Consider the following 12,879-nt stretch of genomic DNA (forward strand, 5'->3'; position numbering starts at 1 on the left):
TCTATTTAAGTTTTTTGATGCGTTCAACTTGGCTGATAACATCAGTTAAGCGGATACCAAATTTATCATTGACTACTACCACCTCTCCGTGAGCAATCAGTGTTCCATTGACCAATACATCTAATGCTTCCCCAGCCACGCGATCAAGCTCAACCACAGAACCTTGATTAAGCTGCAATAAGTTACGAATACTAATATGACTACGGCCTACTTCCATAGAAATGGTGACGGGAATATCTAAAATCGCATCTAACTTACGCTTTTCTTCTCCTGTAATGGGAGCATCTTCTTCTTGCAGTTCATCAAGCTCAACTGCCTCGGCTCCATCTTCTGCGGCCTCGGCATCGGCTTGTTCATCCATTGCCTCGTCCCACATACTTAGATCTTCATTTTCGTTTTCATCACTCATACTAATGCCTCTACTTAATACTCTAAATCATCTTCTAACTGGTGAAGCTCAGCATCACTATCTAAGCGTTTACCACCTTTTGTTAGTATGGTCAGTTCATTCTTAACAGACTCAGGACGTTTAATTTTTTCTCGGATCTGTAATGCCACATTGTCACGGCTCTTACCGAGTTTCGCCCTAAATGTCGGTAACTCTTCAATTAATACCGTAATGTGCTCTGGCATCTCTATTGGAATAATATCGCCAGCTTCTAGATCCATAATTTTAGATAAGGGCAAATCCACTTCTAAAAACTTGGTAGACAACTCCACCGGCACATCTAATATTTCGTCTCGTAATGCTTTTGACCAACGCATGTCGGTGTCTTCTTTATCACTTTGTACACCGGCATCTAATAGCTCCCGAATAGGTTCTAACATCGAATAAGGCAAGGCAACATGAAAATCACCACCACCGCCATCTAGTTCGATATGAAATGAGCTGATCACCACTACTTCGGTCGGGCTAACAATATTAGCCATTGATGGGTTTACTTCAGAATCAAGGTATTCAAAAGAAACGTCCATTACCGGCGACCATGCTTCCTTATAATCTTCAAAAATGATTTTAAGCAGCATTTGGACGATTCGGCGCTCTGTGGGGGTAAATTCTCGACCTTCAATTTTGGCATGATAACGACCGTCACCACCAAAAAAATTATCTACCAAAATAAAGACTAAGCGCGCTTCCATGGTAATAAGCCCCGTGCCTTTAAGTGGTCTAAAACGCACCATATTCAAACTCGTTGGTACAAATAAGGTGTGAACGTATTCACCAAATTTGATCATTTGAATACCATTAATAGACACTTCAGCAGTACGGCGCATCATGTTGAATAAGCTAATACGCATATGCCGCGCAAATCGCTCATTGACCATTTCCAGGGTTGGCATGCGTCCACGAACGATACGATCTTGTGAAGAAAAATCATAGTCACTGGTGCCTTCACCTCTGGCTTGGTCTTCAACTACCTCTTCTTCTTCAACTTCATCAACACCATGTAATAGCGCATCAATTTCGTCTTGTGATAATAAGTCACTCACGCGTTAGTCTCTTTATTCACTTACATTCGTTAGTATTAAGCGGTATTACTGCATAACAAAACCAGTAAACAATACTTGCTCAACCACTTTATCGTCTTCCACATCCATCATAATCTTATGTACTTCAGATAATGCTTGCTGTTTTAATGATGTTTTGCCAGCACTCGTTGCCAAATCATCGGCATTCGATTGAGAAAACACCGCTAACAAGGTACTTTCAATCAGCGGAATATGTTTTTTTGCAGACTCTTCATTTTCATTACCTCGTACCAATAGCTGCACACGGATTTCAACAAAGCGGTCTCGCGCCGCACCAGGAACATTAAAGCGAAAGGGTCTAGGCATAGGTACATATAAAGCCGTACCCATTTTGGCTTTACCATCGCTTGACGTTGGCGCAACTGAAGAGCCATCGTCGGTATCCAATGCGGCATCTAATTGTGCTTGGCTAGCCTCTGGCTCTCCTCCCATAAAAAAGAAGTACGCTCCGCCACCGCCAAGAACGAGTACCGCGACAATTGCAATGATGATGATCAGCTTTTTCTTTTTACCTGAATTATCTAATTCTAATTCTTTTTCTTCATCTGCCATTTCAGCCCTCAGTTAGTCAAATACTCTATTGTTAAACTATATCCTCGATTGCCTTGATAGCAAAAGGTTTTCTTGCATTATGCATAGTAATCTACACCAGTTGCTGAAGCTTTATACAAATTTTGTCCCGAAAAACTGATACCTGAGTCCAAAGCATCCTCTTCTTGACCAGCATGGCCGTTTTTCGCTCCTGCTGATTCACCTTGATTATCAGAACACGACTCACGCTGTTCAATGTCGGTATCACCAACATCAACGCCACTATCAGCAAGCATATGTTTTAATTTATCCATATTTTGTTCTAATGCTTCTTTCGCTTGCTGATTTTGTACAACAAAGCTCACTGCCGCTTGTTCATTCTGTAAGTTTAATCTCACCTGCATGCTACCAAGCTCTGGTGGATCAAGTCGAATATCAAGTTGTTTGATTTTCTGGTTAACCATAACCATGACTTTATCTTTTAACGCAGTAGAAAAATCTTTACGGTATATAGCAATGGTTTCATTTTGGATGTTGATCGCAGATTTAGTTGCTTGTACTGACACAGAATCAGCCTGCGCTTTAGCCGCCGTTTGATGTATTGCAAACTCTTCACCGGCAATAATTGATTGCGGCGTGATGGCTGTGGTTGCTTCATTAACAGGTACAGTACGCGTTGTCCCCTCAGACACAACTTTAGCAATTTCTTGCTCTTTAACATTCACCACTTTATCGGCAAAAATCGCAGCATTGTCTTTGGCAGACTGCTGTGGATCTTTCTGTGCTGTGGCTCCTTGTTGTTCTCCCTCAGCTGAGACAGCAGATTTTGCGGTTGCTTGATTAATCATTCGTTCACTTGGGACATCTGCCGCTTTAGTGTCTACAATTTTTTGTTCTGCCCCTCTAATGGCGTTCGCGATAGCATCACTTACTTTGGCATTATCAGTGATCACTGGTTCAATAGTTGCTGATGAAGCCTCTGCTTGACGATTAGCTAGCTTAACCACTTGCTCAAGCTCAATACTGTTATCGTCCCCTGTTGTACTAGCGGTATTGACACTGGTAAGTTTATTTGGCTGACTAACTTCAAGTTCAGGAGAGCTGTTTACAAGGCTTTCTTCAGAAGCTTCAACTAATTTAGCCGCATCAACAGCTTTGTGATTAGTTGAAAGGCCTTCTTCAGCTAATGCAACAGCTTGTTTAGCTTCTGTGGTTAAACTATTAGCCGCACCTTCTTGTTTAACAGTCCCCTTTAACTGACTACTGTTTTCACTTGCTTGACTAGATGAATTACCTGAAAGGGTTTGCGCCGCCTTTGTTTGAGTATTTGCCTGCTCTCCATCTACAGAAGGCTCAGCTTCGACCAATTTCTCTGCACTTTTTACATGCTCATTAGCAACAACAGCTTGCTTAGTCGCATTGTCTGCATTACTACGCAGAACCTTAGCTGTTTGCTCTCCAGCTTTTAACATAAGATCTTCATCTGAGATCACTGTCGTACTCTTCTGTCCTTGCTCAAACTCAACCGCAAGCGTTTTATCTTGTAAGATGATGCTTGGCATATCTTTTGGCAGGCCTTTTTCATTCAGAGCAACCACTTTAGTACTTCGCTCTGTTGACACGGTATCAACTGCTTGAATAAATGCTAATAGTTCACTTGCCGTATCAGATTTTTGTGTATCACCTACTGACTTATCGACGCCTTCTGGTGTTTTATTCGCCGCGGTATTATCTGTTGATACACTCTCGGGATCTTTAGCTTTCTCAGATTGAGCATGATCAGACGATGTTTCTTGCTGGCTAATGTCTTTCTGTGTATTTTTCGTATCTGAAATAGTTTCGGTTTGAGCGGCTTCTCGAGGCTCTGCGCTCTCGGATGAGTTTTCACTGTGGAGAGTCTTTGCATTTTCTGACACTGATGCCCGACTTGATTTGCCACTTGCCTGCGAATTATTGCCGCTTTTTGCTTGCTGATGTTTTGCCACTAACTGTGAAAACTCTGTATTTTTACTTCGAGCGTCAGCTGAACTTCCACTTGAAACACTTGCTGAATCAACAGTTTGAGGGGCATCTATCGCTAAAATACTGACTTGTGACATAATTTAACCTTAGCAAACATTACATTAAAATTGTTTAATACCAAATACGTTCAACCATAAACTTTGCAATTCTCGTTCCAAATCATACGAGAGCTTGATTTTTCCTTCTGATAAATTGCTGAATGGCAATTTCATCAAACATATTCTGCTCTATTTTGTTCGCTCTTTTTTGTAACTGTTTTTGTTTCTTTGTCATTAACAATTCCACTGCTTGTACTTTTTGATGCTGCGCGAACCACTGTTGTCTGCGCTGTTCCACAAGAGCCTTTGCTTGCTTAATTGCTATTTCAACTTGCTCAGCTGCGTTATCAAGTTTAGAGACAAAAGCATGAAAATGACGATATGTTGAACTTTCTATACCTGCTATGGAACGCTGATTTAAGCGTTTCATATACTCCAATCGAAACGCCCCAACACTCTCTAATCGTGTGAGATTCTCCTGATAATCACGCTCAGCTAATTGCAATTGCTGTGCGGCTTTTTGCTCTTTATCTGATTCAAATTTCAATAAGGTTTCAAGTTGACGGCTTGACATAGTCGATACCTCGTAGATTCGTCTTCACTATGCTGGGTTGCCAGCAGCTTGTTGATTATTAGCATGGGCCTGCGCTGCCGATAGAATTTCTTGTAATTGCACTAAGCTTTGATCATACGGGATCACTTCAGTCATTTTTTGCTGTAGGAAAAAATCTATTACCGGTAGTAATTGAATGGCTTGATCAATACGCGGGTCACTCCCTTTACTGTATGCCCCTATCGCAATCAAATCTTTGTTCTGCTGATACAATGAGTACACTTGTTTTAACTGGCGGGCGAGCTCTTGATGTTCGGCACTTGTTACCATAGGCATTACACGACTAATAGAGCCCTCAATATCAACCGCAGGATAATGACCTGAATCAGCCAACTCTCTCGATAACACCACATGACCGTCTAAAATCGCTCGTGCAGCATCAGCAATTGGATCTTGTAAATCATCACCTTCTGTTAATACGGTAAAAAATGCAGTTATTGAACCTTGCCCTTCACCACCATTACCGGCTCTTTCCACTAATTGCGGCAACTTAGAGAACACTGAGGGCGGATAACCTTTCGTGGCAGGTGGCTCTCCTACGGCTAAAGCAATTTCACGCTGGGCTTGCGCATATCGGGTAATCGAGTCAATCAGTAATAGAACATTCATCCCTTGATCGCGAAAATATTCACTGATCTGAACCGCAGTTTCACAACCTTTCAAGCGCATTAATGGTGAGTTATCAGCAGGAGCCGCAACCACGACAGATCGGGCTCGTCCTTGCTCACCCAAAATTTCTTCTATAAATTCTTTTACTTCTCGGCCACGCTCTCCCACCAGGCCAACCACAATCACATCTGCGGTAGTACCTCTAGTCATCATGCCCATCAACACACTTTTACCAACACCTGAGCCGGCAAAGAGTCCCATTCGTTGTCCCTGACCAACAGTCAAAAAACTATTAATGGAGCGCACACCAACATCTAACGGCTCCGAAATAGCGCGGCGCGCTAACGGGTTGATTGGTTTATTACTGTAGTAATAATCTTGGGAATGTTTAATTGGGCCTTTACCATCAAGTGGTTTACCTACACCATCAACAACACGCCCCAGTAAATCCATTGATAAAGGGAGTCGTGCCTTTTTATTAAGAGGCACAACTCGGGCACCAGGCGATACGCCCTGTAAACTTTGCTCCGGCATTAAAAATGTGATTTCTTGGGAAAAACCTACCACTTCGGCAATCAAATCACCTTGTGCGGTTTCCACTAAACATTGGCTGCCAACATGCGCTTTAACACCAACTGCCTCCAGCGTTAATCCCACCACCCGCACTAAGCGCCCAGCAACAGATACATTCGGTTTATGAATGAATTGCTGGCAGTTGCTTAATCGCTGATTTAGTCGTTGCACATCGATCATCGGTGTTTTGACACTCTTTGACAGTTATTTATTGATGTAAAGCATCCTGCAAAAATGAGTCCAATACTTCTTTAATGCGAGTTTTAATTGTAAGGTCAATATTTGACGTACTGTTTTCAATTTGGCAACTGCCCTTTTCTAATTGAGGCGCTGCCAATAACCGCCAGCCTTGTTCTTGCACATATTCTGGGGTGAATTGTTGCTCAACCAGCTTAATATCGTCAGGATGAAGTAAAATTTGTGTTTGTGCTTCTTGGCTAGGTAAAGCTTTCATTCCTGCCGAAAGCGCTGATAAGAGAATATCAGGGTTAGTTTTCGCCTCTTCTAAGGTAATAGCTTCCGTCAATTGTACAACTAAGTGTAAAAGTTGCTGTTCAACGTTATTTTCCACTTGTGCTAATGGCTGGTGAAGTTGCTCTGTTAATGCATGCCATTGCTGGGCTAGTTCATCAATCGTCTGTTTACCTTGCTCTAACCCTTGTTCGACTCCTTCGACATGACCTGACTTAAGTCCTTCTTCATAACCGGCCTTTTTTCCTTCATCAAAGCCAGTAGCAAAACCTTCTTCTTTACCTTGATTAAACCCTTCTTCATGAGCCGCTTGCCGTATCTGTTCAATGTCTTCAGCAGTTAAAGGAGCAACTTCTTCCTCAATTTCTTCTGGTGGCTCATAATGCCATTTCGGCTTTTTGCCTAAAGCATTAGTCGGCAGTTGCTCTTCATCTATCTCTTGTTCAACGGAAGGCAAAGACCAGACATCTAGCGATTCTTGTTCGTCTGCCTTGACGACCTTTTCCGTTTGTTTAATCGAATTGAAATTTTTCATCATATATCTTTAAGGTGTCTGAGGTTATAAGAACTCATCACCACCGCCAGCACCACCTAACATGATTTCACCAGCGTCAGAAAGACGACGGGCAACCGATAATATTTCTTTCTGAGCAGCTTCAACTTCACTGATCCTGACAGGTCCCATCGCTTCAAGATCATCCACCATCATTTCAGCGGCACGTTTAGACATGTTGCTCATGATTTTCTCTTTCAATGTATCGTCAGCGCCTTTAATTGCTTTCATCAGTGCATCTTGTTGCACTTCACGCAGAATGGCTTGTATTCCTCGATCATCAACATCGGCAAGGTTTTCAAAGACAAACATAAGATCTTGAATTTGTTGACTCATTTCTTCGTCATGTTCACGAATTGAATCCATTAGCATACCTTCAATATTGGTATCTAAGTAGTTCATAATATCGGCTGCAGCTTTCAGGCCGCCCATTTTCGCAGCTTGTGCGCCGGCTTGACCAGCAAATTGTTTTTCCATAATTTCGTTTAACTCTTGTAAGGCGGCTGGTTGAACTTCTTCTAAGTTCGCGATACGCATCATCAGATCTAAGCGTGGTTTCTCGGCAAATTGACTCATGATTTCAGCCGATTGTTCAGGTTCTAAATAAGATAGAACAATGGTTTGAATTTGCGGGTGTTCATTGCGAATAATATTCGCCACTTGTTTCGAATCCATCCATTTCAATGAATCTAAGCCTCGGGCACCGCCGCCCATGACGATTTGATCGATTAAATTACCGGCTTTATCTTCACCTAAAGCGGCCGTTAAAGCTCTACGAACAAATTCTTCACTTTGGAAACCAATGGTACTGAAGTTTTGGATCTCATTGATAAACAGCTTATGCACCGCAGTGATTTTTTCTTGCGTAAACTCTTCCATGGCAGCCATGATCATACCGACCTGCTGGACTTGCTTAGGCTCAAGATGCTTTAATATTTGTGCGGCATCTTCTTCTGATAAACTTAACAAAAGAATTGCTGCTTTTTCAGCACCATCTAATTTATCAACGTCAAAACCACCTTGTGCTGGCGTCATATCTTGCATTTCATCACTCATCTTCTATCAACCAACTTTTCACAACTTGCGATGACAGTTCAGGCTCATTTGCAACTAAAGCACGAACCGCTTTTAATACATCTTCATCACGATGCAGATCAGGTAACTGTAAACTACCATCAGAAGCAAAACCAACAGCACCTTCATCAAAGTCTGATGTTAGCATATCCATGGTTTCATCACCTAAATCAATATGCGTATCTAACGATTTTTCGCCATAATCAGATGGTGTTTGATCTGGATATATTAAACGTTTCAGCATTGGGCGTACGACAGCCAAAATAAGGATAATGATCACTAAACCACCCATGCCCAGTTTTGCCATTTTGAAAAACCACGGTTCTTGGTAAAACGGTAATTTTTCTTTTTTATCCATTTCCATGCGAGAAAATGGGAGGGTTACCACTTCTAACTTGTCACCCCGTTGTAGATCAAAACCTATACTGCCCTGTAATAAACGACGGATATTGGCCAGCTCAGCGGCACTACGAGGTACTTGAGTGACCGTAGGTTCTGCGCCCTCTTCACCTTCTGTTGCTGGGCTAGATTCATTCAAATAGTCTAAAGCAACCGACACACTAATACGGCGGATCACACCAGTTTGCTGTTTGGTATAACTGATCGCTTCATCAAGTTCATAATTTTTAGTTGATTCTGAGTGTTTACGACTCGGTACTGCTTTACGGCCATTACCACCAACTGCATTTTCAGGAATGTTTGAGTCTAATGGAGGCTGATTACTTAATGCTCCAGGAATACCACCAACCGAGCCACCAATAGTACTATCTTCAATTTTCATTTCACTGCGAAGTGCTGGTAGGTCAGGGTTGTAACGACGCTGAGTTTCTTCGGTATTGGTAAAGTCCATGGTAACATCAACTTGCGCAGTATAATTACCTAAACCAACAACGGGAATAAGAATGCTGTCAATTTTTTCCATGTATTCTGTTTCACGCTTTTGTTCAATTTCAAACTCTTTACGTGAACGCGATGAGATTGAATCCTGTGAACCAGAATTTAATAACCGGCCATTTTGATCAGTTACTGTCACGCGATTTGGCTCTAAATTTTGTACCGCAGAAGCAACAATATCGACCACAGAATCCACTTCTTCTTCAGATAATAAACGGCCTTTTCGTAAGGTTAAGACCACGGTCGCTGAAGGATTTTTTGAACGTTTGGCAAAAACATTGTCTCTTGGAATAGCAAGTAACACTCGGGCACGACTAACCGTTTGTAGCTCTTCTATTGTACGAGAAAGCTGTTGTTCACGTGAATGTTTTAAACGTTCACGCTCTAATCGTTGACTCACCCCAAAGCCCATGTCCTGCATAATAATTTCATTACCTGCTTCAGGTTCATCGGTTAACCCTTCACGAGCGAGTAATAACCGAATGTCTTGATATTCTTCTAAAGGTACAGAGATAGTGTTATTTTCTTGACGATAATCCACTTTATTGGCATCAAGAAAATCCATGGTTTTGATCAGTTGTTCAGTCGGTAATTTTGCTAAATAACGATACTCAGGTTGATTTGCCCACAAAATAACAAAGACAGCAATTGCTAAACAAATCGCTAACGCCATAATTAAAGTGAGTTGGCGCAGTACATCCACATTACCAATCGCTGATGCAAAGCCCGATTTTTGCTCATCCATCGATGAGTCAGCATTGTCATTGGCAACAAGATCTGAGCCACTATCAGGTGCTGCTAATGCTGTATTACTGGTATCTGCCACTTATCTTCTCCGCTTAAATTTTGCGTTACAACCTAAATAAACTTACAGGTGATTACACCGGCATACTCATGATTTCTTTATATGCTTCAACAAACTTATTGCGCACTTGCAAGGTGGCATCAAACGCGACCCCTGCTTTAGCGGCAGTGACCATAGTATCAGCCAATGTCACACTACGGTCTCCCATTTCAAAAGCATTGCGTTTATCTTTCGCTTCCATTTGTAAATTGTTCACGCCATCAACCGCTTGCTTCAGCATATTGCCAAAATCACTACTGGATGAGTTAACCGCCTTTACAGAAGTTTCTAAGTTTTGTGTACGATTGCCCATGGCTTCCAGTTGCATACTTTGCATTTGGGCATACAGTGAATTTGATTTGATATCCATGGTATTCTCGCTTGTGTCAATTTATTGATTGATTAACGTCTATAGCTAATAAAGCAAGCAAGATGCCAATTAAGAAAGGATTTATTATTTTATATAAAAAATTGAAAAGTAATGATTTTTTAACGAAGTACGATCTGATAATTAGCATACATCAGCCAATGATGAGTCATTGGCTGATGTATTTAAAAGTTAATTAGGCGGGAATTTCAATGCCACTTTCACGCATCCTTGCTATTTTATATCTCAAGGTACGAGGACTTATGCCTAAGCGCTCAGCAACCGCTTTTCGACTACCCTGACAAGCTTGCAAGGTATCCAAAATAATTTGGTGCTCTTGCATTTTTAACTCATTGCCGAGTTTATCCTCAGATTTTTTCTCTTCGGGTAAATCCACCAACGTGGGCGTATCAAAATTTTCAATCAGTAGGTCAACAGCATCAATTTTTTGCTCACTGTGTAAAATCAATGCCCGTTGGATAACGTTGTCTAACTCTCTCACATTACCTGGCCATTGATAAGACATCAGTTTACTACGTGCTGCTGCGGTAAACTCAGGAATGGCTTCGCCACTTTTTTGGCACAAGCGTTCAACTAAATGCTTTGCTAACGGAACGATATCATCTCTGCGCTCAGCTAGCGGTAACCAAGTTAAAGGAAACACATTTAACCGATAGTATAAATCTTCTCGAAACACTCCTTCAGTGACCGCCTCTTTAAGATCTCGGTTACTGGTTGCTATGACCCGTACATCAAGCTTAATGGCTTTTCTACCTGCTAAACGCTCTACCTCTCGCTCTTGTAAAACTCGTAAAATTTTAGCCTGCAAGCCTAAATCCATCTCGGTAATTTCATCGAGTAAAATAGTGCCGCCCTGTGCTTGTTCAAACTTACCAGGACATGCTTGGATTGCACCAGTAAACGCCCCTTTTTCGTAACCAAATAAGGTTGCTTCTAGCATGTTTTCAGGGATGGCTGCACAATTAATAGCAACAAAAGGATTACCTGCTCGAGCCGAATGATGATGTACATATTGCGCTAACACTTCTTTACCCGAGCCACTTGGCCCTAGCACCATCACGGATGCATCGGTACTTGCCACTTTTTTTGCTAAATTAATTAACTCAACACTACGAGCATCTGCAACCACCGGCTGGTAAGATTGGTTAGATTGTAATGGCACATATTGGCTCACCATATTTAACAACACTTCGGGGGCAAATGGCTTTGCCATATAATTACAAGCACCATCTTTTATCGCTTGGACGGCATCATCAATTGTGCCGTAAGCTGTCATGATAAGCACAGGTAAATTAGGGTGACTAGCCTTAACGCTTTTTAATAAACTTAAGCCTGACATGCCTCCCATTTGTACATCACTGACAATAAGATCTATTTGATGATTTTTTAACGTGAGTAATGCTGCTTCGCCTGAATCGGCTTCAACACATTGGTAACCAGCTAACTTAAGTGTATCGATTAATGCTTCTCGTAAGCCAGCATCATCTTCAACCACCAAAATTTTACTATGACTCATCACTAGCCTCCTTCAATGGCGATGCCTTTATGCCGGTATCTGTACTAGACAGCTTTATGCCTTCTGTACTGGACAATAATGGCAATTTAATACAAAAATGTGCACCTTCACCTTCTTTACTTAATAAATAAACATCCCCTTGATGGGCTTGAGCAACAGATTTGACCACAGCCAAGCCTAATCCTGTGCCTTGAACGCGCGAAGTATAAAAAGGTTCAAATATTTTAGCCGCTAACTCATTACTGATACCCTTACCATTATCTTTCACGCTGACATAGGCACAGTTGTCGCGACAATAAGCAGATATATCAATCACAGCTCCCGATGAGATCACCGCTAAGCTATTATGAATTAAGTTTTGTATCGCGCCGGTTAACGCACTTTGATTGCCTAATACGTGACAATCATCAGGACAGAATTGAATATTAACCTGTGCTTGTGCTTTTTCAATTAAAGCATCTAAGCCATCGGTTGATGCGCCAACAATGTCATTGACCGATAATGCTGAAACCACTTGTTGTTTACCGCTTTTAGCAAATAACAACATATCGTTTACTTGTTGCTCTAAGTCTTGCAACCGGCACATCAGTTTTTCTTGGAAATTTTGACGCTCATCTGACGGTAAGTTTTTATTCTTTAAATTTGCACCATAAAGCATGGCAGAAGATAAAGGGGTACGAATTTGATGAGCAAGTTTTGATACCATTTGCCCTAACGAAGACAATCGTTGTAATTGACTCAGTTTATCCTGTAGTAAACGCGTCTCGGTCAAATCGGTGATCATGATCAACTGACCCGGCTGATCAACTAACGCGGTAATTTCTAACTTCACCCGACGCCCATCATTAAGTGAGACTTCATGCCAATCATCTGCTCTTGGTTTAAATGACCGACGAATAACATCATACCAAGGCTGGCCTAAAATAGGTTCATCGAGCAATTGGCTGGCAATTTTATTTATTTTTACCACTACACCATCACCATCAAGCATGATCATGCCGGTTGGCATCACGTCAATGAGCTTTTCTAATTGACTGGCTTGTTTACGCAGTAAAGCTAACTCTCCCTGATAAGATTCTTGTTCTAAGATCAGGCGATTTTCTTGATAGGATTGTTCAACAAATTCAAACGTTTTTTGACGTACTAAGTAATCACTTCGCGCAACATTGCTAGAAGATTCTGTCGTTTGATTTGAATAGGCAACAACCATAATGCTTTACTCG

General features: G+C 41.5%; 12 protein-coding genes. All 12 read right to left on the minus strand.

Annotated elements, in window-relative coordinates; all coding sequences use genetic code 11:
* Position 1: 1 nt before the first annotated feature.
* Positions 2-409 (minus strand): flagellar motor switch protein FliN, encoded by a 408-nt coding sequence (gene fliN / locus IV514_RS09185; protein ID WP_206484721.1) that lies wholly within the window; start codon positions 407-409, stop codon positions 2-4.
* 14 nt (positions 410-423) lie between these two features.
* Positions 424-1,491, minus strand: coding sequence for a flagellar motor switch protein FliM (gene fliM / locus IV514_RS09190; RefSeq protein WP_206484722.1), 1,068 nt, complete (start codon positions 1,489-1,491; stop codon positions 424-426).
* A 45-nt stretch (positions 1,492-1,536) separates the two neighbouring features.
* A complete protein-coding gene (fliL, locus tag IV514_RS09195) occupies positions 1,537-2,082 on the minus strand; it encodes a flagellar basal body-associated protein FliL (protein WP_206484723.1) in 546 nt (181 codons plus the stop codon).
* Between the two features lie 77 nt (positions 2,083-2,159).
* Positions 2,160-4,160 carry a flagellar hook-length control protein FliK gene (locus IV514_RS09200; protein WP_206484724.1) on the minus strand — a complete coding sequence of 667 codons (2,001 nt, stop codon included), beginning with the start codon at positions 4,158-4,160 and terminating at the stop codon, positions 2,160-2,162.
* Positions 4,161-4,242: 82 nt separating this feature from the next.
* Positions 4,243-4,695, minus strand: a complete 453-nt coding sequence (gene fliJ / locus IV514_RS09205) for a flagellar export protein FliJ (protein ID WP_206484725.1) — start codon at positions 4,693-4,695, stop codon at positions 4,243-4,245.
* A gap of 27 nt (positions 4,696-4,722) precedes the next feature.
* Positions 4,723-6,096 carry a flagellar protein export ATPase FliI gene (gene fliI / locus IV514_RS09210; RefSeq protein WP_206484726.1) on the minus strand — a complete coding sequence of 458 codons (1,374 nt, stop codon included), beginning with the start codon at positions 6,094-6,096 and terminating at the stop codon, positions 4,723-4,725.
* Positions 6,097-6,124: 28 nt separating this feature from the next.
* On the minus strand, positions 6,125-6,922 hold the full coding sequence (fliH, locus tag IV514_RS09215; protein WP_206484727.1) for a flagellar assembly protein FliH: 798 nt from the start codon (positions 6,920-6,922) through the stop codon (positions 6,125-6,127).
* Positions 6,923-6,946: 24 nt separating this feature from the next.
* On the minus strand, positions 6,947-7,996 hold the full coding sequence (gene fliG, locus IV514_RS09220; protein ID WP_206484728.1) for a flagellar motor switch protein FliG: 1,050 nt from the start codon (positions 7,994-7,996) through the stop codon (positions 6,947-6,949).
* A complete protein-coding gene (gene fliF, locus IV514_RS09225) occupies positions 7,989-9,653 on the minus strand; it encodes a flagellar basal-body MS-ring/collar protein FliF (RefSeq protein ID WP_241242322.1) in 1,665 nt (554 codons plus the stop codon). Before fliF ends, fliG begins: the two co-directional genes overlap by 8 nt.
* A 133-nt stretch (positions 9,654-9,786) precedes the next feature.
* Positions 9,787-10,122 (minus strand): flagellar hook-basal body complex protein FliE, encoded by a 336-nt coding sequence (gene fliE / locus IV514_RS09230; RefSeq protein ID WP_206484730.1) that lies wholly within the window; start codon positions 10,120-10,122, stop codon positions 9,787-9,789.
* Positions 10,123-10,315: 193 nt separating this feature from the next.
* Positions 10,316-11,656, minus strand: coding sequence for a sigma-54 dependent transcriptional regulator (locus IV514_RS09235; RefSeq protein WP_206484731.1), 1,341 nt, complete (start codon positions 11,654-11,656; stop codon positions 10,316-10,318).
* Positions 11,646-12,866 carry an ATP-binding protein gene (locus IV514_RS09240; protein WP_206484733.1) on the minus strand — a complete coding sequence of 407 codons (1,221 nt, stop codon included), beginning with the start codon at positions 12,864-12,866 and terminating at the stop codon, positions 11,646-11,648. The genes IV514_RS09235 and IV514_RS09240 overlap by 11 nt, the downstream gene beginning before the upstream one ends.
* Positions 12,867-12,879: the final 13 nt, after the last annotated feature.

This window comes from Thalassotalea sp. G2M2-11 (genome assembly GCF_017168195.1).
In the GTDB taxonomy this organism is placed as follows: Bacteria; Pseudomonadota; Gammaproteobacteria; order Enterobacterales; family Alteromonadaceae; genus Thalassotalea_E.

Excerpts from the sequence above, each read along its gene's own strand:
- fliI (WP_206484726.1), bottom strand. The coding sequence starts at position 6,096 with ATGATCGATGTGCAACGACTAAATCAGCGATTAAGCAACTGCCAGCAA.
- fliH (WP_206484727.1), bottom strand. The coding sequence starts at position 6,922 with ATGAAAAATTTCAATTCGATTAAACAAACGGAAAAGGTCGTCAAGGCA.
- fliG (WP_206484728.1), bottom strand. The coding sequence starts at position 7,996 with ATGAGTGATGAAATGCAAGATATGACGCCAGCACAAGGTGGTTTTGAC.
- fliF (WP_241242322.1), bottom strand. The coding sequence starts at position 9,653 with ATGGATGAGCAAAAATCGGGCTTTGCATCAGCGATTGGTAATGTGGAT.
- fliJ (WP_206484725.1), bottom strand. The coding sequence starts at position 4,695 with ATGTCAAGCCGTCAACTTGAAACCTTATTGAAATTTGAATCAGATAAA.
- IV514_RS09235 (WP_206484731.1), bottom strand. The coding sequence starts at position 11,656 with ATGAGTCATAGTAAAATTTTGGTGGTTGAAGATGATGCTGGCTTACGA.
- IV514_RS09240 (WP_206484733.1), bottom strand. The coding sequence starts at position 12,866 with ATGGTTGTTGCCTATTCAAATCAAACGACAGAATCTTCTAGCAATGTT.
- fliL (WP_206484723.1), bottom strand. The coding sequence starts at position 2,082 with ATGGCAGATGAAGAAAAAGAATTAGAATTAGATAATTCAGGTAAAAAG.
- IV514_RS09200 (WP_206484724.1), bottom strand. The coding sequence starts at position 4,160 with ATGTCACAAGTCAGTATTTTAGCGATAGATGCCCCTCAAACTGTTGAT.
- fliE (WP_206484730.1), bottom strand. The coding sequence starts at position 10,122 with ATGGATATCAAATCAAATTCACTGTATGCCCAAATGCAAAGTATGCAA.
- fliN (WP_206484721.1), bottom strand. The coding sequence starts at position 409 with ATGAGTGATGAAAACGAAAATGAAGATCTAAGTATGTGGGACGAGGCA.